Annotated in this window: 19 protein-coding genes; 9 read left to right on the top strand and 10 right to left on the bottom strand. The window is 60.3% G+C overall.

Annotated features, from left to right (window positions below):
* Positions 1–54: 54 nt before the first annotated feature.
* A complete protein-coding gene (locus tag BLQ41_RS02235) occupies positions 55–768 on the top strand; it encodes a PqiC family protein (RefSeq protein ID WP_090176306.1) in 714 nt (237 codons plus the stop codon).
* A 324-nt stretch (positions 769–1092) separates the two neighbouring features.
* On the opposite strand, the gene BLQ41_RS02230 is transcribed toward BLQ41_RS02235, so the two are convergent.
* Positions 1093–2625 (bottom strand): AhpA/YtjB family protein, encoded by a 1533-nt coding sequence (locus tag BLQ41_RS02230; RefSeq protein WP_090176303.1) that lies wholly within the window; start codon positions 2623–2625, stop codon positions 1093–1095.
* 135 nt (positions 2626–2760) lie between these two features.
* Between BLQ41_RS02230 and serB the strand changes: the two genes are divergently transcribed.
* On the top strand, positions 2761–3975 hold the full coding sequence (gene serB, locus BLQ41_RS02225; RefSeq protein ID WP_090176300.1) for a phosphoserine phosphatase SerB: 1215 nt from the start codon (positions 2761–2763) through the stop codon (positions 3973–3975).
* 92 nt (positions 3976–4067) lie between these two features.
* Here the strand turns inward: serB and BLQ41_RS02220 are convergent, their stop codons facing one another.
* The 4 genes from BLQ41_RS02220 to BLQ41_RS02205 all read right to left on the bottom strand — a co-directional run bounded on the left by BLQ41_RS02220 (position 4068) and on the right by BLQ41_RS02205 (position 9303).
* Complete coding sequence (locus tag BLQ41_RS02220; protein ID WP_090176297.1) at positions 4068–5849, bottom strand: molecular chaperone; 1782 nt, start codon at positions 5847–5849, stop codon at positions 4068–4070.
* 177 nt (positions 5850–6026) lie between these two features.
* Positions 6027–6887, bottom strand: a complete 861-nt coding sequence (asd, locus tag BLQ41_RS02215) for an archaetidylserine decarboxylase (RefSeq protein ID WP_090176295.1) — start codon at positions 6885–6887, stop codon at positions 6027–6029.
* Between the two features lie 18 nt (positions 6888–6905).
* On the bottom strand, positions 6906–7721 hold the full coding sequence (locus BLQ41_RS02210) for a rhodanese-like domain-containing protein (protein WP_090176292.1): 816 nt from the start codon (positions 7719–7721) through the stop codon (positions 6906–6908).
* Positions 7722–7764: 43 nt separating this feature from the next.
* On the bottom strand, positions 7765–9303 hold the full coding sequence (locus BLQ41_RS02205; RefSeq protein WP_090176289.1) for an HDOD domain-containing protein: 1539 nt from the start codon (positions 9301–9303) through the stop codon (positions 7765–7767).
* A gap of 166 nt (positions 9304–9469) precedes the next feature.
* Between BLQ41_RS02205 and motA the strand changes: the two genes are divergently transcribed.
* Together motA and motB are read left to right on the top strand one after the other, a co-directional pair.
* Positions 9470–10321: a flagellar motor stator protein MotA gene (motA, locus tag BLQ41_RS02200; protein WP_090176287.1), complete on the top strand. Its 852-nt coding sequence runs from the start codon at positions 9470–9472 to the stop codon at positions 10319–10321.
* Between the two features lie 3 nt (positions 10322–10324).
* Positions 10325–11356 carry a flagellar motor protein MotB gene (gene motB, locus BLQ41_RS02195; RefSeq protein ID WP_090176284.1) on the top strand — a complete coding sequence of 344 codons (1032 nt, stop codon included), beginning with the start codon at positions 10325–10327 and terminating at the stop codon, positions 11354–11356.
* A gap of 527 nt (positions 11357–11883) precedes the next feature.
* On the opposite strand, the gene BLQ41_RS02190 is transcribed toward motB, so the two are convergent.
* The 4 genes from BLQ41_RS02190 to rsgA all read right to left on the bottom strand — a co-directional run bounded on the left by BLQ41_RS02190 (position 11884) and on the right by rsgA (position 14983).
* Positions 11884–12369, bottom strand: a complete 486-nt coding sequence (locus BLQ41_RS02190; protein WP_090176281.1) for a toll/interleukin-1 receptor domain-containing protein — start codon at positions 12367–12369, stop codon at positions 11884–11886.
* Positions 12369–13328: a caspase family protein gene (locus BLQ41_RS02185; RefSeq protein ID WP_090176278.1), complete on the bottom strand. Its 960-nt coding sequence runs from the start codon at positions 13326–13328 to the stop codon at positions 12369–12371. The genes BLQ41_RS02190 and BLQ41_RS02185 overlap by 1 nt, the downstream gene beginning before the upstream one ends.
* Before the next feature lie 3 nt (positions 13329–13331).
* Positions 13332–13739 (bottom strand): TIR domain-containing protein, encoded by a 408-nt coding sequence (locus BLQ41_RS02180; protein ID WP_090176275.1) that lies wholly within the window; start codon positions 13737–13739, stop codon positions 13332–13334.
* A gap of 212 nt (positions 13740–13951) precedes the next feature.
* On the bottom strand, positions 13952–14983 hold the full coding sequence (rsgA, locus tag BLQ41_RS02175) for a small ribosomal subunit biogenesis GTPase RsgA (protein ID WP_090176274.1): 1032 nt from the start codon (positions 14981–14983) through the stop codon (positions 13952–13954).
* A gap of 107 nt (positions 14984–15090) precedes the next feature.
* Here rsgA and orn point away from each other — a divergent pair, with 107 nt between their 5' ends.
* A complete protein-coding gene (gene orn, locus BLQ41_RS02170) occupies positions 15091–15633 on the top strand; it encodes an oligoribonuclease (protein ID WP_090176271.1) in 543 nt (180 codons plus the stop codon).
* A gap of 181 nt (positions 15634–15814) precedes the next feature.
* On the top strand, positions 15815–16426 hold the full coding sequence (locus BLQ41_RS02165; RefSeq protein WP_007945604.1) for a trimeric intracellular cation channel family protein: 612 nt from the start codon (positions 15815–15817) through the stop codon (positions 16424–16426).
* Between the two features lie 97 nt (positions 16427–16523).
* Here the strand turns inward: BLQ41_RS02165 and queG are convergent, their stop codons facing one another.
* Positions 16524–17588 (bottom strand): tRNA epoxyqueuosine(34) reductase QueG, encoded by a 1065-nt coding sequence (gene queG / locus BLQ41_RS02160; RefSeq protein WP_090176268.1) that lies wholly within the window; start codon positions 17586–17588, stop codon positions 16524–16526.
* 63 nt (positions 17589–17651) lie between these two features.
* On the opposite strand from queG, the gene BLQ41_RS02155 reads away from it, so the two are divergent.
* From BLQ41_RS02155 to BLQ41_RS02145, 3 genes are read left to right on the top strand one after another with little or no spacing between them, the layout of a single operon-like run.
* A complete protein-coding gene (locus BLQ41_RS02155) occupies positions 17652–19151 on the top strand; it encodes an NAD(P)H-hydrate dehydratase (protein WP_090176265.1) in 1500 nt (499 codons plus the stop codon).
* Positions 19139–19609 (top strand): tRNA (adenosine(37)-N6)-threonylcarbamoyltransferase complex ATPase subunit type 1 TsaE, encoded by a 471-nt coding sequence (tsaE, locus tag BLQ41_RS02150; protein ID WP_090176263.1) that lies wholly within the window; start codon positions 19139–19141, stop codon positions 19607–19609. Before BLQ41_RS02155 ends, tsaE begins: the two co-directional genes overlap by 13 nt.
* 3 nt (positions 19610–19612) lie before the next feature.
* Complete coding sequence (locus BLQ41_RS02145; protein ID WP_197678931.1) at positions 19613–21046, top strand: N-acetylmuramoyl-L-alanine amidase; 1434 nt, start codon at positions 19613–19615, stop codon at positions 21044–21046.
* The last annotated feature ends 4 nt before the right edge of the window (positions 21047–21050 follow it).

Below are 21050 nucleotides of genomic sequence, written 5' to 3'. Positions count from 1 at the left end.
TTTATTGAGTATTTTCACTGTGGCTAGCCTTGTGGCAACCACCTGGATGGGACGATGACTGCTCTGCGCCTTCCTTTTATTTTGATGCTCGCTGGCGTTCTTGGCCTGGCGGGTTGCAGCGTTCATCAACCGGTGTCGCTGTATCAGCTGGACAGCGGTAGTCCGGCTCCGCCTGCGCAAAGCGCGGGCATGGCGGTATTGCTGGGCCCGGTAACGGTTGCGGATTACCTGCAACGTGAAACCTTGTTGCAGCGACAGCCCGATGGCAGCCTTCAGGCATCGACCGACGGTCGTTGGGCCGGGAGCCTGTCGTCAGACATCGATCAGTTGTTGCTGCGTCAGGTCGCCGGTCATCTGGACAGCCAGCGTGTCGTACTGGCGCCGGCAACCTTAGGCTTCACGCCGGATGTTCAGGTGCTGCTGACGATTACCCGTCTGGATTCGGGCGAATCGCAACCAGCGATCCTGGATGCGCAATGGCGTCTGATCGACCGTCGTGGTCAGGTTCGCGATAACCGCATCATTCATCTGCAAGAACAGCATGCTGGCGGTACGGCGGCTCAGGTTCAGGCGCAGGGTGTGTTGCTGCAACGTCTGGCCGAGCAATTGTCGGTGGCTCTAAAGCCGCTGGCTAACCAGCCACCCATTGCTGAAGCACCACGCAAGTCTGCTCCGAAACCTGCCGCACCGGCGGCCGAGCAGGAGAAACAGCCTAAGATCCCGATGGCCTCGCCAATCCGCACGGATATGGAAGTGTTCAGGTTCTAACGCTGGATTGATTCAACACAAAGCCCGCAGAGATGCGGGCTTTGTTGTTTCTGCAAGTTGATGATCTCTGGTGCTGCTGGTGGCCCCTTCGTCGGAACGCTGCCCGGAGCAATCCTTGATGATCGTTCCCACGCTCTGCGTGGGAATGCCTCCAGGGACGCTCTGCGTTCCAGCCTCACCTCATCCCAAAGCCTGGCACCGATGTGACGCGGAGCGTCACGGGCTGCTTTCCCACGCAGAGCGTGGGAACGATCAGCCACAGGCAACAAAAAGCCCGCAGACGATCACTCGTGTGCGGGCTTCTTCACTTCTGGGCTTTAAGGCTTACGCCCGACGCTCATGCATCCGCGCCAGTTGCCGTTCCAGCATCGACGGATAAGGCTCCATCAACCGTTCCACGCAGCAAGCGCCCTCAGGGCTGGCAATCGGACGAATCCGCGCGCGCTGACGAATCAGCGCATCGTCACCGATCTTGCGTTCCACCAGCAGCAGGTTGCGACTGTGTTGCGACAAGGCCAAGGCGTCCTGAGCGGTTTCGGTCAGCAGCAGGTCGATCTGGCTCAGCCCGAACAACCCGTCGCCCAACGTCAGGCCCAACTGCAATTGCAGGGTGATGCCACTGTCCGCGACTTCGATCTGCAGCTGATGGCCCAAGGCTCGCAACAGCTCACCGCAGCAGATCGCGTTGGTCAGGTAGTCGTCACCGCTGTCCTCGGTGTGGAACAGCATCAGCGTGCTGCCGTCGTTCAGGGTGTGCAGCTCGCTCTGGTACAACGAGGCCGCCTGATCAAGGCAATCGCGATAGCGTTTGAGCAGTTCTTCCAGACGGGTACGTGGCAGACGACGCAGTTGATCTTGTGCGCCCAGCTGCACGGCCAGCACCGCGCTGTGCTGTGGCACGTTCGACACGACCGGTTTTGCCAGTGCTATTGGCGCGCTGGTAGCCGATTCGTCAATCAAGTCGGCAAACGCGTCATCGTCATCATCGTCTTCGACAGTGCTGACACTGCGCCGTGGCGCAGGCTTGAGGCCCGCCACAGGCTTGGTTTCGTCAAAGCTTGGGTCGCGCAGGTTGCGCACTTCGAAGGACGGCTCGTTATCGTCGGCGTCTTCGTATTCGCTATCGTCCACCTCGGGCTCCGGGGCAGGCGCAGGCTCGGCCGGTTCCGGCGCGAAGTTGGCGTGCAGCTGGCGGGCCAGGTCGCCGATCTCATCCTGACGCTCGGTGGCCGGGGTGTATTCGTCGATATTGCGCAGCCACACGCGCAGTTGCAGCAGTGGCGTGGAGATGTGTCGACCCAGGCGCAGGCTCAAGGCCAGGGACAGGGCCAGCAGGATCGCACTCAAAATGCCCATGCTTTGCAGGCTGATGGTCATCGGCTGCTGGAACTGATCCATGTCCAGGCTGATGCGCAGTTGCCCGGCGGTCACGTCCTGGAAGGTGATCTTGCTCTGGTACATGCCCTCGGCTTCGCCCAGCAGGCTGTGCTTGGGACGTTGACCGGCTTCGGCGAGGATGCGGTTATCCACGCTATAAATGGCGGCGTGGGCCACCAGTTTGTTTTTGGTCAGGTTGTTGAGCAGCACGTTGAGGCTGAGGATGTCGTTGGACACCAACAGCTCCGTGGCGGAGGTGGCGGTCTGCGTGGTCAGGCTTTCGCCCAGCGCATCTGCCTGCTCATGCATGGCCTGCTTGAACTGCAAACCCATCACGCAGGCATAGATGACCAGGGCCAAAGCGACCAGGATCACGTTATGGCTGGCGATGCGCAATGCAATCGGTACACGGCGATGGCGCAGTGCCCGGAAGATCAGCAGAAAGAAGTTATCGGTTTTTACTGGCGTAGGCCGGTTCACTTGAGCTCGGCTCTTTTGTCCGTGAAGTTGACGCGCAGTATAGCGACAGGCCCCAGACCGGCAAAGCGTTGACGGTGCCCGATGGTCACTGAAAGTGGGTAGAATGCGGTTTTTTTCCACCTGCGGGGGTGCGCCTTGCGCGAAATCGTCCTGATAAACATCACGGGAGTCGACCGTCCGGGTCTGACTGCGGCCATAACTGGCGTTCTGGCTCAGGGTGGTGTGAACATTCTCGACATCGGTCAGGCGGTGATCCACGACACTCTGTCGTTCGGCATCCTGGTTGAAATTCCTGGTACCGAGCAAGGCAAGTCAGTGCTCAAGGACATCCTGTTCAAGGGATACGAGCTTGATCAACAAGTCCGATTCACCCCGGTATCCGAAGAGGATTACCAGCAGTGGGTCGGCAATCAAGGCAAAAAGCGCCACATCGTGACCCTGTTGACCCGCAAAGTGACCGCCGGTCAATTGCAGGCCGTGAGTTCGATCACCGCCAAATATGGTCTGAACATCGATCATATCGACCGCCTGTCCGGTCGCATGCCGCTGGACACCCCGGCCGACAAGGGCAAGGGCTGCATCGAGTTTTCCGTGCGTGGCGAGGCGGCTGATCCGCAGGCACTGCGGGCTGAATTCCTCAGTGTCGCGCAGGAACTGAACGTCGACATCGCCTTCCAGGAAGATTCGCTGTTTCGCCGTAACCGCCGTCTGGCGGTGTTTGACATGGACTCGACGCTGATCGAGGCCGAAGTCATCGACGAACTGGCCAAGGCCGCCGGCGTGGGCGATCAGGTGTCTGAAATCACTGAACGCGCGATGGCCGGCGAGCTGGATTTTCGCGCCAGCTTCAAGGAGCGCCTGGCCTTGCTCAAGGGGCTGGACGTCAGCGTGCTGGACTCGATCGGCGCATCCCTGCGCCTGACCGAAGGCGCCGAAACACTGTTCGCCGAGCTCAAGCGTCTGGGCTACAAGACCGCAATCCTGTCAGGCGGCTTCACCTACTTCGCCAAGCAATTGCAGGCAAAGCTGGGTATCGATTACGTGTTTGCCAACGAACTGGAAGTGGTCGACGGCAAGGTCACCGGCGTGGCAGTCGAGCCGATTGTCGATGCGCAGCGCAAGGCTGATCTGCTGCGTGAGCTGGCGCATAAGGAAGGTTTGCGCCTGGAGCAGACCATCGCGGTCGGTGACGGTGCCAACGATTTGCCGATGCTGGCGATTGCCGGTCTGGGTGTGGCGTTCCGCGCCAAGCCGCTGGTGAAACAGTCGGCGAAACAGGCGATTTCCACCCTCGGGCTGGATGGGGTGTTGTACCTGTTGGGTTTCCGGGATCGTGACGGGCAGCTCTGATTAAAGATCAAAAGATCGCAGCTCCTACAGTTCACGCAATTCTCTGTAGGAGCTGTCGAGTGAAACGAGGCTGCGATCTTTTGCTTTCGGGATCAAAGCGACTTCCACAACGAATCAAACTCCTCCTCAACGCCGCTTTCAGCGGCGTTGTCGTTTCTGCTCGCTTCCAGCGAACGATAAGCAAATTGATTGAAACTGTTGGTACTCGCCACCCGCCGATCGAGCCCGGCCCGGCGCTCCTGGCCGTTGGTGTTGATCAGCACTTTGTTGCCCTCCTGGAATGGCAGGCGCGGTGCTAGCAGGGTGGCGGGCAGGTCGATGGCGCTGATCTCGGGCAGCAACAGGCCGCGCAGGTATTGGCTGTGATCATCCCGCGAGCGCACCAGTTGCAAGCCGCACGGCTCGGCGTAAGGCGCAACCTGTTCGATGCCCATCTGCGTGCCGCCGCCACGCACCTGGCGAATCCAGCGTACTACTGCAATGCTCCAGCCTTTATTGACGGAGTCCTCAATCCCGACCATCTCGCCAGCCTGTAGCTCGGCGGGCACTGCGCCGGGCCACGCCAGGCAATATCCACCGGGGCTGTGATTGATGATTGGCAGGACGTAGGTCGGAAAATGCCGATTGCTGTCGGCGGCGTCCTTGCCGTCATCGTTCTGCAATTGCGGGTATTCAATCTCTTCATAAGGCAGCAGGGCATCGGCGCTGGCGTTGGGCGCAGCATCGAACGCCTGGCTCCATTGGTCCTTTCCCTGGCCTGTCAGGGGCAGTGCCGAGAATTTCGCGAGCCGGGTGCCGGGGTTTTTCAGAATGTCGCTGAATGAGCGTTGCCCGCCCAGGTAAAAGTGCAGCGCGCTCATGCCCACGCACAGGGTCAGAGTGCCTTGGCCGACGGTACGTTGAAAGCTGCGCTCGGCCGCCTGTCCCCAGGCGGCGTGCAGGTGTTGCAGCGTATCCAGGGTCAAGCCGGCGGGTACCGGCAGCGGTGTAGAGCCACTGTTATTGCCCTGCAGATGCGCTTCGATGGCGGCGACCAGGGGCTGAGGATCAACCCCCAGCAAACTGTCCTGCTGCTCGGCCCTGAACTTGGAGCGATAGCGCGGCCCGATGTCGAGGTCCGGTGCGACGGCAAACAGCCCTACTACGGGGTTGGACGGCTGCAGCTTGATCCATTGGCTCCAAGGCTCCAGTACCTCGGCGAGCCGGGCGATCTGGTTCTGGCGCAGTTGGTTGCAGCGTGCGGCGCCCAGCAACAGGGCGACCACGTAAGTCTGTTCGATGCTCAGGGTTCGCGTCTGGCTGGCCAGTTCATCACGCAGGCTCAAGTGCTGGAGTTTGTGCGCGCAGGCAATCCGATACAGCTGGTGCAGCTCCAGCCACAGGCCTTCCGGCACCGGGCAGTAGAGTTGCGTCGCACGGATCAGGGGGCCATTGAGGCAATGGATCGCCCGCTGTAGCGCCTGTGCCAGCAATGGCGCCCGGTCTTTGCTGAAACGCGGTGTGATACGCACGACGATCTGTTTGTAGCCGGTCGCCAAGTGATTTTGCAGCGCTTGGCAGAGGTTGGCGATCTTGCGCGAGCGCTCGTCGAGCACAATGGCTTGATGCAGAAAATGCCGTTCCAGGTGTTTGCAGACGAAATACACCTCGGGTCGCAGCAGTTCGAGCAGTTGCAGGCGATTGTCGCTGGGGGTGAGCAGCTGGTTGAGTTCGCTCAGGCCCTGATAGAGCAGGCGAGCGGTTTCGCCGATGTTGGCTTTGGGCAGGTCGGCGATCCAGCGCTTGAGGTCGCGCGGCGTGGGTTCGCAGAACGACAGACGCAGTTGCGTCGGGATCGGGACACGTAACAACAGATGGGGGCTGGTCTCATTCATGCCGTGGAAAAACTCCAACCGGGAAATGGGCAGTGAATGACGTGACTGTAGCAGTTATGGACCTCGACTGTTTGTCTGTCAGGCGCATGCCGTTCGGGCTTTCCTGGACAAATCGAGCGACGGTGCTACAGCAATTTCCGCCCCGTCGAACTCATTCGGCGGGGCGGATCAGCCCGGTCAGGCCTTTGGCAGACCCAGCGCCTGGCCCATTTGAACCGGCGACAAGGCGCCGAGACCTTCAGCCCATTTCACCTGGTCCGGCCCGAACAGCACGACAGCCGTCGAACCCAGTTTGAAGCGACCCAGTTCTGCACCTTTTTCCAGATGGATTGGCGCGCGAGCGGCTTCGTCGTAACGGAAGGTTTTCAGTTCCCGCTTAGGCGGCGTCACCAGCCCGGCCCAAACGGTTTCAATCGAGGCCACGATCATCGCGCCCACCAGCACCACGGCCATCGGCCCGCGCTCGGTGTCGAAAATGCACGCCACGCGTTCGTTGCGGGCGAACAGCTCCGGTACGTTTTCAGCGGTGGTCTGGTTGACCGAGAAAATCCGCCCCGGGATGTAGACCATTTCGCGCAGGGTGCCGGCCAGTGGCATGTGCACGCGGTGGTAGTCTTTCGGTGACAGGTAGATCGTCGCGAAATCACCGCCCATGAACGGAGCAGCATTCGCCGCATCGCCGCCAAGCAATTCCAGGACACTGAAGCTGTGGCCCTTGGCCTGAAACACGCGACCGTGTTCGATCGGGCCAAGCTGGCTGACCGCGCCGTCGGCCGGGCTGAGAATGGCGCCTGGGGTTTCGTCCAGCGGGCGAGCGCCGTCTTTCAGTGCGCGGGTGAAGAACGCATTGAAGTGCTCGTAAGCAGTCAGGTCCTCAACCAGCGCCTGGGACATGTCCACCTGATAACGCTTGGCGAACCAGGCGGTAAAGGCGTTCTTGAACCAGCGTACGCGGCATTCGGCAATGCAGCCGGCCAGTCGTGACAGCAGGTGATGAGGCAGCAGGTATTGGCTGAGGATAAACAAACGCTTATTCATTAACTGTCCTTAAAAACCTTAAATTTCTACGGGCGTATCAGGGTGGTTGCCCCATTCGCCCCAAGAGCCGGCGTAGCCTTTGACCCGCGGATAACCGAGGGATTTGGCCACTAGATAGGTGAAGCCAGAGCGGTGGTGAGTCTGGCAGTGGGTAATCACTTCTTTGTCTTTGGTGATGCCGAGTTGTTCCAGGATCTGCGGCATGTCCTGCCGGATGCGCAGGTTGCGCGCCTGATCCATGCCGGCCGTCCATTCGAAATTCACCGCGCCGGGAATGTGTCCGGCCTTGGCCGCCAGCACTTTTTCGCCGGAGTACTCCAGCGGGCCGCGCGCGTCCCAGATGGCCAGGTCGGCGGCACCGAGACGGCTTTGCAGGTATTCACGGGTGGCAGTGGGTTCGTCGTGCAGGGTCAGCGCAACCGGGCCTCCCACAGATGGCGGGATCTGGATTGACATGGGCATGCCGTCTGCCAGCCAGGCCGTCAGGCCACCGTCGATGTAGTGGTATTTTTTATGGCCGATGACATCCAGCAGCCAGATGAAGCGCCCGGCCCAGCCGCCGCCTTCGTCGTCATACACTACGTAGACGGCGTCGGGGTTGTGTCCCAACTCGCCGAACAACGCTTCGAGGGCCGCTTGCGGCGGCATCAGCCCCGGCGCGGGCGCCTGGCCGAGTTGCGTACGTTTGGGGTCGACAAAGCGCGCACCAGGAATATGCCCTGCGGCATAACGGGCGCTGCTGGTCAGGTCCACCAGAATCAGTTCGCGGGACTCAAGGCGAGGGAGCAAGTCGCTCGGCTCGATGACCAGCGCCAAGCCAGAGAAGTCAGACATGTGAGGTCTCCAGAGCACAAAGGGAAAGGATTGTAACGCAGCCTTATTGGCCGCGGTGGCTAAAGCTGTGCAGGGCCTTTTCGATGCACTGCGCGGTTTTGCCGAAGGCTTGCACAGTGATCTCCGAGAACGGCCCGCCGCCCTGATCGGCAACAACGACCATGATCACTCGACCATTGTTGACCAATGAGCGCAGCAGCAAGTGTTCACCGCGAAACTGCGCGCGCAGGCTGACGGGTAATAAAGCTGAAAACTGCGCGTTGTTGGCCGGTGTCAGGCGCACTTGGGCCTGTTGCGAGAGCAAGCGTTGCAGCACGGTGCTCTGGCTGACCACAAAGTTCAGGCCTGCCGCTTCCTTCGTCAGCCCGGCCGTTTGATGCGCGCGCAAACTGGAGTGCGTACGGTCGGCCATCAAAATCATGACCCGCCGCATGCCGCACGCGACCAGTGCGTCTCGGGCCGAGGTGGTCAAGTGCATGGCGTTGGTGAAACGGCTCGGCTCGACCAGCAGTTCGGCGCATTGCTTGCGCCAGTTCGCCAAGTCTTCGGCGGTGGGCGCCGGGGCTGGCAGCAAACCGGCGTGAATACGGTTAATGCCCGTGGGCCATATTAGCGAGACGGCGGGGTGCCAGAGGTCCGGCATGGCGTGCTGGTGCGCGCTGTTTACCGCCTGTTGGTGCAATTGCTGCTGAACTTCGCTCATCGGCATTTGCAGATAAAGGCTGGTCAGGTACTGCCAGCGTTCACAATGCGGACTGTCCCAGGCGTGTTGCGCCGACAGCGCCAGACCATTGGCCAGCAACACAGTATTGGCGGGCTGATTGAGCCACCGGCGCAAGGTTGGATCGTCATCGAGGCGGTTTTGCTGGCGCAACGGATGGTCGACATCCCGGGCGATGCGCAGCACTTTGACCAGTTCGCGCTGCTCGTTCAGCAGCAGTCGATAGCCTTGCTGAATCCAGATCGGCAGGCGCCAGATATCCACCAGTGCCAGACAGATATCCAGAAGGCGCACGCCGAACAATTGCTTTTCGACGATGCGAGCCGACTCGCCTTTATGAATGACCCGCAACTCCCACTCTTCAAGCAATTGTGGATGAGTCAGCGCCATCGGCCACAGCGGTGAAAGAAACAGCAGGCTGCCCCAGTGGATGTCCTGCCACAAACGAGCCAGGCGACTGGCGAAAAAACCGTTGGCCTGTTGGGTCGCGTGCTGACTGATCAATTGAAGCTGACGCAGCGCAACCGGTATCTGTGACAAGGGTTCGGCGGGAAGTCGGGCGAGCAATTCTTCGGTGCGTTTCAAACCGAGGCGATTGATCGCCACCTCAAGGTTTTCAGCAGGCTCGGTCATGCTGCCGTGGGTGTGGCGGTTGGTTTCGCGAATCACACTCAAGGCCAGTGCCGGGCTTTCCTGGATCAGTTCGGCGATATCACGCAAAGAGCTTCGACTGTTGACGATGGCTTTGCAGACTCGGTCATGACTGTCTTGCGGAACCGGCAGGCGCACGCCATCGAGAAGCTTGACCCAGCCTTCGAGAGTGGTCGGTTTTGGAGTTGGAACGTTCGTTTCGTTAGCCATGGTTGGACGCGATCATCGTCTGCATTACCTATGCCCGGAACGGGCCAAATTGGCTTTTCGCCTGAACTGGCTATAGTCTGGCGCAGTTTTGCCGATAAGTAGAAGAAGAGATTTTTTAACTTCCGAATATGACCTTGAACCCGACTCAGTAAGTGCTCTCCTACCTATGGCTAAAATTATCGGCATCATCGTCGTATTCGCGAGCGTGCTCGGCGGATACGTGCTTTCACACGGCAAGATTGCCGCCCTTATTCAGCCTTTCGAGGTGATGATTATCGGTGGTGCGGCGCTGGGCGCATTTCTGCAGGCCAACCCCGGTTACATGACCATGCACGTGCTCAAGAAATCCTTGGGCATGTTCAGTTCGCGGTTCAACCACACGTTCTACCTGGAAGTGCTGGGCCTGATCTACGAGATCCTCAACAAGAGCCGCCGCGAAGGCATGATGGCCATCGAAGGCGACATTGAAGACGCCGCAGCGAGCCCGATCTTCGCCAAGTACCCGACTGTGCTCAAAGACGAACGCATGACCGCCTTCATCTGCGATTACCTGCGCATCATGTCCTCCGGCAACATGGCTCCCCATGAGCTTGAAGGCCTGTTCGACATGGAGCTTTACAGCCTCAAGGAAGACCTTGAGCACCCGTCCCACGCGGTGAACGGTATTGCCGACGCCATGCCTGGTTTCGGTATCGTCGCGGCGGTACTCGGTATCGTGGTGACCATGGCTTCCCTGGGTGAAGGCGATCAGAAATCCATCGGCCTGCACGTGGGTGCGGCCCTGGTCGGTACCTTCTTCGGTATTCTCGCGGCGTACGGTTTCTTCGGTCCGCTGGCCCATTCCCTGGCCCACGATGCCAAGGAAGAACTCAACGTCTACGAAGCCATCAAGGCTTCGCTGGTGGCTTCGGCTTCCGGCATGCCGCCATCGCTGGCGGTAGAGTTCGGTCGTAAGGTTCTGTACCCGGCGCACCGTCCTAGCTTCGCTGAGCTGGAACAAGCGGTCCGCGGTCGTTAAGCCATGGAAAATAACCAGCCGATAATCATCAAGCGCGTCAAGCGCATCGCCGGCGGGCATCACGGGGGCGCCTGGAAAATCGCCTTCGCGGACTTCGCGACGGCGATGATGGCGTTCTTCCTGGTGCTGTGGCTGCTGTCCACCGCAACGCCGGAACAGAAGATCGCCATCGCCGGTTACTTCAAGGACCCGGTCGGCTTCAGCGAAAGCGGCACGCCATACATCATCGATTTGGGCGGCACGCCGACCCTGGCGCCGGAGAACACCCTCAACCCCGAGGTGAAATCTCAGCCGCAGCCAGACAAGGTGACCGTCGACACCGATCAGGTCGAAGGCATGGCCGAGCAGGTGGAGAAGGAGCGCCTCGAACTGTTGCTGCAAGAATTGCAGAACAAGGTCGATGAAAATCCGCAGCTGCAAAAATTCAAGGACCAGATCCTGTTCGAAATCACACCGAACGGTTTGCGCATCCAGATCATGGACGCCGAAAACCGTCCGATGTTTGACTCAGGCTCGGCTCGCCTGAAACCGTATTTCGAAGACATCCTGCTGGCCATGGCCGACACCATCAAAGCGGTGCCGAACAAGATCAGCATCAGCGGCCACACCGATGCCAAGCCTTACACCGGCACCGGTGACTTCGGTAACTGGGAGCTGTCGGCCAACCGTGCCAACGCCGCTCGCCGTGCGCTGATTGCCGGTAGCTATCCGGATTCGCAGGTTGCCCGGGTCGTGGGTTATGCGTCGTCGTCATTGTTCGATCGCAAGAATCCGTTCAACCCGGTCAACCGTCGTATCGACATCGTCGTGCTGACGAAGAAGGCCCAGGAGGCCATCGAAGGCGCACAAGGTCCCGTTCCGGCTTCCGCGCCCGCGCCAGGTGAAGCTCCTGCCACACCGGTCGATCCAAATGCATTACCGCCGGACCAGCAACCGGTACCGGCCCACGAACTGCGTGAACGCTTGAACCTGTTCGAGGATGCGGCGCCGAAACCGGGTGCACCGGCCAAACCGGCTGATTCGCCAAAGCAGTGATCCACAACAAAAAAGCCGACAGAGATGTCGGCTTTTTTGTGCACTTCCGATCTTGGGGTTGGGGTTGGGGTTGGGGTGGGATTGGGGGCATATCCGTTTCTGCGGTTACGGCGGCTTAGGGTTCCGCCCTGACGGCGGGTCACTTGGAGAAGCGCCAAGTAACCAAGCGCTTTTGCCCCTGACGTTCGGTGCCTCGCTTAGGCTCGGCATGCCCTCGCTCCGGTCCTGCTCCGTGGGCCCGCCGCCATCGGCCATCCATGGCCGGGGGCGGCTAACCCGGCATCCATGCCGGGTTGCCCACTGCGCAGAACCTGCGCTCGGCCTCTCGAGGGGGCGTGCACCGCCAAAGCAAACGAGGCGGCCTGCCGGCCGGCCTGTTTGCTCAACGCTTGCGCGTATTGATTACTGATCGTTCCCACGCGGAGCATGGGAACGATCAACAACAATCAAGCCGACAGAAATGTCGGCTTTTTTGTACCTGCTGTCTCGTCCTGAATCAGGTTCACTCCTATTTCAGAATCAGGCACTCAGAAACCGCGCTTGATGCGGTTCTTGAGATGGTCGTGGAACAGTTCGGCATTGCGACTGTAGGTGCCGTATAGGGACTCGTTGATCGAATCCAGCGACATTGAACGCTTGGTCGCCACTTCTTCTCGATAGGCATCAATGAAAAACTCCAGATCCTTGTCGGTGCTGAGCTTTGGCCATTTATCGAGGTACAGCGGCAGTGTCGTCGGCTCTGTCTTGAATGAGCAGATCCTTCGGTTACTGATCGTCGCTTCACCGATTTCAAAGGGCACCCACCAAGACAGTGCGGTCTTGTCCGAGACCACCGCTATCAGATGCGTGCACGCTGTGATGTTCCGGGTGATGACCCCGGTAATGTCGTCAGTGGTTTGTGATTCCGGATCCAGCACGTCGAAGTAGGTCTTGATGTTGGCCTGAATCAGGCGGGAGCTGATGGCGATAGCATGTGGCCGGTCGGTATGGCGATAGCTGATAAACACTGGCATCAGAAATGTCCCTTGATCGCGAGTTCGCGGTAATAGGCGCCGAGGGCCGTAAGGCGACAGCCTGTGGAGTTGAGGGCGGCGTAGTACATGTGCTCGGCGTCCACCGGTTCGATCAGGCTGTGGCGATTGCACTTTTGCAGTTGAGCGAAGACTTCGCCGTGGTCCGGGTCGAACGATGTTTCGGTGGGTTCGTAGCTGGGATCGAGCGCAAAGACATGGCTCGGTTCCGGGAACCAGTCCTTGAGCTTGCGCAGGGTCTCTTCGGCAATCAGTGGCGTGACTTCGCGCAAAGGGACGAACTGCGAGACGTTGGTTTTGAACACGGGCCGTTGTTCCCATGCACCCAGCGCGTTATCGACGAACGAATACACACTGCCGGGCGTCACCTTGCCCAGTACATTGGCGGCTCCACCATGCAGCGCCTGGAGCAACAGACCGGTAAAGACGCCGTGACCGCCACCTTCCAGGGCAACCTGTTCTTTCTTGCAGGCGGTGAGGATGGTCATGCCTTCGCCGATTACGCTACTGCCGCCCCGCAACCCGCGCATGGCAGCTGCCGCACCGGCCTGACAGCAATCAAGGATGATGATTTTGTTCTTGATGTGGGTGGCGTTGTCCGCCCAGTTCAGGATGTCACTGATGCGAATGCCTTCGACGCCCTGACCGAAGTCCTGCGGGATCAGCAGGCCCTCGTCGATGCTGGTATCGAACTGGCCGTGGCCGGCGAAGTACAGCAGCGCGACATCGCAATCACCTGAAAACAGGCTCTGGATATGCTGCTTCAACGTGGCGTGGGTCAGGTTTTCCTCGGATGAGGTAAGCACCTTGCTGCTGAAGTTGGGACGCCCGTTGGCATGCCGTTCCAGCACCGAGGCCATGGCCATCGCGTCGTTGTTGCAGCCACTGAGTTGTGAAACATGGCGGTAGTGATTGATTCCAATGAACAGTCCCTTGCGCATGGTTCAACCCGCCGCGTGAGTGCGAATGGCACTGATGATGCTGTTGGTGTTCCAGGCGCATTCGGCATGTGCCGCCCGGCGCACCACGGTGGATATCCGCTCGGCACCAAACGGTTTGACCGCAATGATCACCTTGCCCATGCGCCGGGCGATCTCGATCTCCTTGTTGATCCACTTGCTGTAGGTCGAATACATCCCCGCCATGATCAGCACTGCCGAGCACGCTCGAATCTTGTTTTCGATGGCTTCTTCCAGCTCTTCATCGGTTTTTGCGCCAACGATCGGGTTGTCCGGCGGCACTGAAAAGTTCTTGAACGCGAAGTCGGGTTTCGCGTTCAGCAAGCGCACGAGATTGTCGTGGGCGTGCGGGTAATTCCACGAATGGCTGATGAATAAATGGTAGGTCTGCATGGCTATCCCTCGGTATCGCCAAAGTGCGAAGAGGGCATGAATGTATGCACTTGAGTGGCAGCAACAAGGCCTGCGCGGTTAAAGAGAAGTGTCCTGCAAATAGGCGCGAAGAGGCCTTACAGAAAGGTCTGACGTTTAATTCGCGAGAATTTTTTGTAGGACGGACGAGCCACCCACCGCCCCGAAAGGCTCGGGGTGGTGGGCGTGTCTGTTTAGTAGCTGGTTTCGGGCAGGCTGGCGATGATCGAGCGGTAACTGTTCATCCGTTGCTGCTGTACGCGACCGTCTTCGAGGGCCTTGAGCAGGGCGCAACCCGGTTCGCGATCGTGCTTGCAGTCGCGGAAGCGGCAGGTGCCGATCAGGTCGTTGAACTCGATGAAGCCGGCTTCGACATCGGCGCGGCTCACGTGGCCCAAGCCGAATTCGCGGATACCCGGGGAGTCGATCAGCTCACCGCCACCGGGAAAGTGGAACAACCGCGCGGTGGTGGTGGTGTGGGTGCCTTGGCCGGACAGCTCGGACAGCGGGCCGACGCGGGCTTCGACTTCCGGCAACAGGCTGTTGACCAGGGAGGACTTGCCGACGCCAGACTGGCCGACGAAGACGCTGATGCGTCCGTCCAGTTGCTTCTGCAGTTGCTCCATGCCGTCGCCGTGGTGCGCCGAGACTTCCAGCACCGGGTAACCGAGTGTGCGGTAAACCGCCAGCAAGGCATTCAGCGCCGGGGCGTTCTGCTCGTCGATCAGGTCGAACTTGTTGAGCAGCAGCAGCGGACGAATCCCTGCGTGCTCGGCAGCGACCAGGTAACGGTCGATCAGGTTCGCATGAGGCTCGGGCAGCGGGGCGAAGACGATGACGATCATGTCGACGTTGGCCGCTACCGGCTTGAGCTGGCCACGGCTGTCCGGGCGGCAGAGTTCGGTTTTGCGTGGCAATTGCGCCACGATAACCCCGATACCCTGGTTGCCGGCACGCCAGACCACTTGGTCGCCAGTCACCAGCGCTGGCAGGTTGGCACGCAAGTGGCAGCGGAACACCTCGCCGGCCAAATCGCCTTCGAGGGCTTCGACTTCGACCTGCACACCGAAGTGCGCGATCACCAGGCCGGTCTGTTCCGGGCCCAGGTCGCCACCTTCAAGTGCCTCGACAGCCGAGGACTCGCGTTTGGCGGCGCGGGCAGCGCGTTCGCCCTGAATCTTTTCGATGCGCCAGTTTTGACGACGATTGAGTTGGCGTTTGGCCATGGGTGTTCCGTATGAAGAATGCAGCGATTAGGTAAAACGGCAGCGAGTTTAGCACGCCCCGGCACCGCCCTAGGCTAAACTGCGCAGCATTGCCTAGGAGCCGACACATGCAAAACCCGCAGAATCTGATCTGGATCGACCTGGAAATGACCGGTCTGAACCCTGATACCGACGTCATCATCGAGATGGCCACCATTGTCACGGACAGCGACCTGAACACGTTGGCCGAAGGTCCGGTGATCGCCATCCACCACAGCGACGAAATCCTCGCCGGCATGGACGAGTGGAACACCCGTCAACACGGCGGCTCGGGCCTGACCCAGCGGGTTCGCGACAGCCGCATCAGCATGGCCGAAGCCGAAGCGCAGACCATTGCCTTTCTGGAACAATGGGTGCCTAAGGGCAAGTCGCCGATCTGCGGCAACAGCATCTGCCAGGACCGTCGCTTCCTTTATACCCACATGAAATCCCTGGAAAGCTACTTCCACTACCGCAACCTTGACGTGTCGACGCTCAAAGAGCTGGCTGCACGTTGGGCGCCGGACGTGCGCGACAGCTTCAAAAAGGGCAGCACTCACCTGGCCCTGGACGATATCCGCGAATCGATCGCCGAGCTGCAGCACTACCGCAAGCATTTCATCAAGTTCTGATTTGGCATCCTACCTGTGTAGGAGCTGTCGAGTGCAACGAGGCTGCGATCTTTTGACTTTGATTTTTCAGATCAAAAGATCGCAGCCTCGTTGCACTCGACAGCTCCTACATGGCGCCGGCCCTCTTTTGGGGCGTCGGTGAAGTGAGTAGACTGCGCGCCTTCCTGCAAGGACCGCCACCATGTTGCTGATGCTTTACCTGATTGCCATCACCGCCGAAGCCATGACTGGTGCCCTGTCTGCAGGTCGGCGCGGCATGGACTGGTTCGGCGTGGTGCTGATCGCTTGCATCACGGCCCTCGGCGGCGGCTCAGTGCGTGACGTGCTGCTCGGCCACTACCCGCTGACGTGGGTGAAGCACCCGGAATACCTGGTGCTGACCTCCATCGCGGCCATGTTCACCGTCTTCGCTGCACGCTGGATGCGTCACCTGCGCTCGCTGTTTCTGGTGCTCGATGCCGTTGGCCTGGTGGCGTTTACCCTGATTGGCTGTATGACCGCCCTGGAAATGGGCCACGGCATGCTGGTGGCCTCGGTCAGTGGCGTGATTACCGGGGTTTTCGGGGGCATCCTGCGCGACATCTTCTGCAACGACATCCCGCTGATCTTCCGTCGCGAGCTTTACGCTAGCGTCTCGTTCGCGGCGGCGTGGTGCTACATGCTCTGCATTTACCTGCAATTACCGGGTGAACAGGCGATTTTGATCACGCTGTTCGGCGGGTTCCTGTTGCGCTTGCTGGCGATTCGTTTTCACTGGGAAATGCCGAAGTTCGTTTACAACGACGAGGCCTGACCTCCACGGGATCCCAGTAGGAGCTGTCGAGTGAAACGAGGCTGCGATCTTTTTCAACAAGATCAAAAGATCGCAGCCTCGTTTCTCTCGACAGCTCCTACAGAAGTCCGTGTTGTTTCAGGGCCCACTCGACGTGTTCGCGGACCAATTCGGAGGGATAGTCGCGGCGCGCCTTCAACGCTTCCAGCACCGGAATGCTCGACGGCGCGTTCCCCAGACCCACCGCCAGGTTTCGCAGCCAACGCTCGTAACCCGCCCGGCGCAGCGGAGAACCTTCGGTGCTGCTGAGGAATTTGTCCTCATCCCACATGAACAGCTCAGCCAGCTCGGCGTTGTCCAGGTTGTGCCGTGGCTTGAAGTCGCTTTCTCCTGAGGGACGGGCGAAGCGATTCCACGGGCAGACGATCTGGCAGTCATCGCAGCCGAACACCCGATTGCCGATCAGCGGGCGCAAATCTTCCGGGATCGCGCTTTTGAGTTCGATGGTCAGGTACGAGATGCAGCGCCGGGCGTCCAATACATAGGGGCCGACGAAGGCGTTGGTCGGACAGATGTCCAGGCACGCAGTACATCGGCCGCAATGCTCGGTGCCGTGTGGCGGGTCGACCGGCAGCGGCAAATCGACAAAGAGTTCGGCGAGGAAGAAATAGCTGCCGGCCTTGCGGTTCAAGACCAGGGTGTTTTTGCCGATCCAGCCAAGACCGGCCTGTTCGGCGATGGCTTTTTCCAGCACCGGAGCGCTGTCGACGAAGGCGCGGTAACCGAATGGCCCGATCACCGCCTGAATTTTTTCGGCCAGTTGTTGCACGCGTTTACGGATCAATTTGTGGTAATCGCGGCCCAAGGCATAACGCGAGACATAGGCTTTTGCAGGTTGAGTCAGGCGTTTGGCCATTTCGGTGTCGCCCGGCAGGTAGTCCATGCGCAGGGATACGACTCGAAGTGTGCCGGGCACCAACTCTTCCGGGTGTGAGCGTTTGCTGCCGTGAGCGCCCATGTAATCCATTTCGCCGTGGTAGCCGGCCGCAAGCCAGCGTTCCAGGTGCTGTTCGTGCTCGGCGAGGTCCAGGCCGCTGATGCCGACTTGCTGAAAGCCCAGCTCGCGGCCCCAGTCCTTGATGGATTGGGCGAGAGCGGGGAGGTCTGTGTTAATAGCAGGCATGAGGCGAGAGAAACCGGAGCTGAGGTGCGTATAATTCTGCCAGACATCGGAGCCCGTAGACGCATGCCGCACACTAAAGATGATTTACCCGACGCGCTGTACAGCGCTGCGCAAGTGCGAGCCCTCGACGCGAGCCTGATCGCGGCCGGTACACCGGGCTTCGAATTGATGCAGCGTGCTGCCCGGGCGACCTGGCGGGCGCTGGTCCGTCACTGGCCGACGGCGAACGAATTGACGGTCGTGGCCGGTCGCGGTAACAACGCCGGCGACGGTTATCTGGTGGCGGTGCTGGCCCGGCGTGCCGGCTGGCATGTGCGGGTGTTGGCGGCGGGCGATCCCCAGCATTTGCAGGGAGATGCGGCGTTGGCTCACGCCGAGGCCGTTTCGGATGGCGTCGCCGTACAAGCCTGGGGCCCGCAGTCCGAGCTGCGTGGTGTGGTGTTGGACGCCTTGCTCGGTACCGGTCTGACTGGCGAGGTGCGAGAGCCCTATGCCAGCGCAATCACGGCGATCAACGCCAGTGGCTTGCCGGTGGCGGCGGTGGATATTCCTTCCGGACTGAGTGCCGATACCGGGCGCGTACTCGGGGTAGCCATTCGGGCTGATCTGACCGTGACCTTCATTGGTTTGAAGCTGGGGCTGTTTACCGGTGATGCGGCTGATGTGGTGGGGGAGCTGGTTTTCAATGATCTGCAGGCGAGCGCCGAGACTTTCAGTGGGGTCGCTGTCAGCGCCTGCCGTCTGTCGACCGGTAACCTGCCGCGTCTGGCGAGCCGTGCGCCAACATCGCACAAAGGCAAATTCGGCCACGTTCTGCTGATAGGCGGTGACCGTGGCTTGGGTGGGGCAGTCCTGCTGAGTGCGCAAAGCGCCCTGCGCAGTGGTGCAGGCATGGTGTCCGTGGCCACGCGCAGCGAGCATGTCCCGGCGGCGTTGGCCAGACTCCCTGAAGTGATGGTGCTCGGGGTTTCGTCGGCCAATCAACTGATGGGACTGCTTCAAAAGGTTTCCGTACTGGTGGTTGGCCCGGGCCTGGGCCAGACTTCCTGGGGACGCAGCCTATTGTCGGCGGCAGCCAATGCACCGTTGCCGCAAGTCTGGGATGCCGATGCATTGAATGTGCTGGCTGAAAGGCAAGTGAGTTTGCCCAAGGACTGTGTGATCACGCCGCATCCTGGGGAAGCGGCGCGTTTGTTGGGAATAAGCACCGCCGAGGTTCAGGCCGATCGGCCGGCCGCGGCCCATGCGTTGAGCAAAAAATATACAGCTGTAGTGATCTTGAAAGGCGCCGGCAGCCTCGTCGCCAGTCCTGACGGGCGTCTGGCAGTGTGTCATCAGGGCCATCCGGCAATGGCTGCCGCTGGTTTGGGCGACGTGCTGGCCGGTCTGGTCGGCGCGTTGTTGGCCCAGGGCATGGATGCCTTCGACGCCGCCTGCCTGGCGGTGTGGCTGCATGCCAATGCCGGCGCGCAAGTAGGTAAATCGGGCCGTGGGCTGGCGGCCAGTGATCTGATTCCAGCCATTCGTCAGTTGTTGGAGGAGCAAGCACCGTGTCTGAAGTAACCCTGTACCTGGCTGATGAAGAGGCGATGACCGCATTCGGCGAGCGCATTGCAAAAACCACCCAAGGGCACGGTCTGATTTTTCTGGAAGGGGATCTGGGGGCGGGGAAAACCACGCTGTCACGGGGTATCATCCGTGGCCTGGGGCATGTCGGGGCGGTAAAGAGCCCGACGTTCACCCTGGTCGAGCCATACGAGATCGGAGCTATCCGGGCCTTCCATTTCGACCTCTATCGACTGGTCGACCCTGAAGAACTGGAGTACCTGGGCATCCGCGACTATTTCGAAGACGATGCGCTTTGCCTGATCGAATGGCCCCAGAAGGGTGCAGGCTTTTTGCCAAAGCCCGACCTGACCATTACCATTAGCCCGCAAGACAGCGGGCGTTCGCTGAAAATTTTGTCCCAGGGCTCGCGTGGCGAGTCGTGGTGTGCCGTTTTGGCATTGGAAACCAATTAAATGATGGGGTTAGGTATGCGCTTTCGCGCGATGGTAGCTGCCGTAGGAGTGTTGTTTTTGGCGGTGACCGTCGACGCTGTGGCCGAGACAAAGGTCAATAGCGTTCGCCTGTGGCGGGCTCCGGACAACACACGGTTGGTGTTCGACCTGACTGGGCCGGTGCAACACAGCGTATTCACTTTGAGCGCCCCGGACCGGCTGGTCATCGATATCAATGGCGCGACCCTTGCTGCGCCGCTGAAGCTCAACACCTCGAACACCCCGATCACCGCCATGCGTTCCGCCCAGCGCACGCCGACGGACCTGCGGGTGGTCATTGACCTGAAAAAAGCCGTCACCCCGAAAAGTTTTACCTTGGCGCCAAACGCCCAATACGGTAATCGCCTGGTAGTCGACCTGTTCGATAGCGCCGAGGCCGCCGCGCCGATTCCCGTGCCGACCAACGTTGCGACAGTAGCGCCGGTTCCGGTGACTCCGGTGACTCCGGTGGAACCGGCAGTGAAGCTGCCGCCCGCACCGGCTGGCAAGCGCGACATCATGGTGGTGATCGACGCCGGCCACGGTGGTGAAGACCCGGGGGCCTCAGGCTCTCGCGGCCAGAAGGAAAAAGACGTGGTATTGGCCATCGCCCGCGAATTGCAGCGTCAGGTCAACGGCATGAAAGGTTTCCGCGCAGAACTGACCCGTACCGGTGACTACTTCATTCCATTGCGCGGCCGTACTGAAATTGCCCGCAAGAAGGGCGCCGACCTGTTCGTATCGATCCACGCCGACGCCGCGCCTTCGGCTGCTGCTTTTGGTGCATCGGTGTTCGCCTTGTCCGATCGCGGCGCAACGTCGGAGACCGCCCGTTGGCTGGCCGACAGCGAAAACCGTTCCGACTTGATCGGCGGCGCCGGCAACGTCAGCCTCGACGACAAGGACCGCATGCTTGCGGGCGTATTGCTCGACCTGTCGATGACCGCCTCCCTGACCTCCAGTCTGAACGTTGGCCAGAAAGTTCTGAGCAACATCGGTCGGGTCACGCCGTTGCACAAGCAGCGCGTGGAACAAGCCGGGTTCATGGTGCTGAAGTCACCGGACATTCCATCGATCCTGGTCGAAACCGGGTTCATCTCCAATGCCAACGAAGCGTCCAAGCTGGCGGCAGCGAATCACCAGCAGGCGCTGGCGCGTTCGATCAGCAGTGGCGTGCGTCAGTTCTTCCAGCAGAATCCTCCGCCGGGTACTTACATCGCCTGGCTGCGTGACTCCGGGAAAATCGTGCAAGGCCCTCGCGACCACCGGGTGAGCCCGGGCGAGACGCTGGCGATGATCGCGGTGCGCTATCAGGTATCGCCGGCCACATTGCGCAGCGCCAACAACCTGCAAAGCGATGAGCTGAAAATCGGTCAGACCTTGACCATTCCCGGCACCGAACTGGCGGCCAAGGAATGAATCA

This window comes from Pseudomonas arsenicoxydans (assembly GCF_900103875.1).
GTDB lineage: Bacteria > Pseudomonadota > Gammaproteobacteria > Pseudomonadales > Pseudomonadaceae > Aquipseudomonas > Aquipseudomonas arsenicoxydans.
The sequence above is the reverse complement of the archived record's forward strand: the minus strand, read 5'-3'. Positions and strand labels throughout refer to the sequence as shown.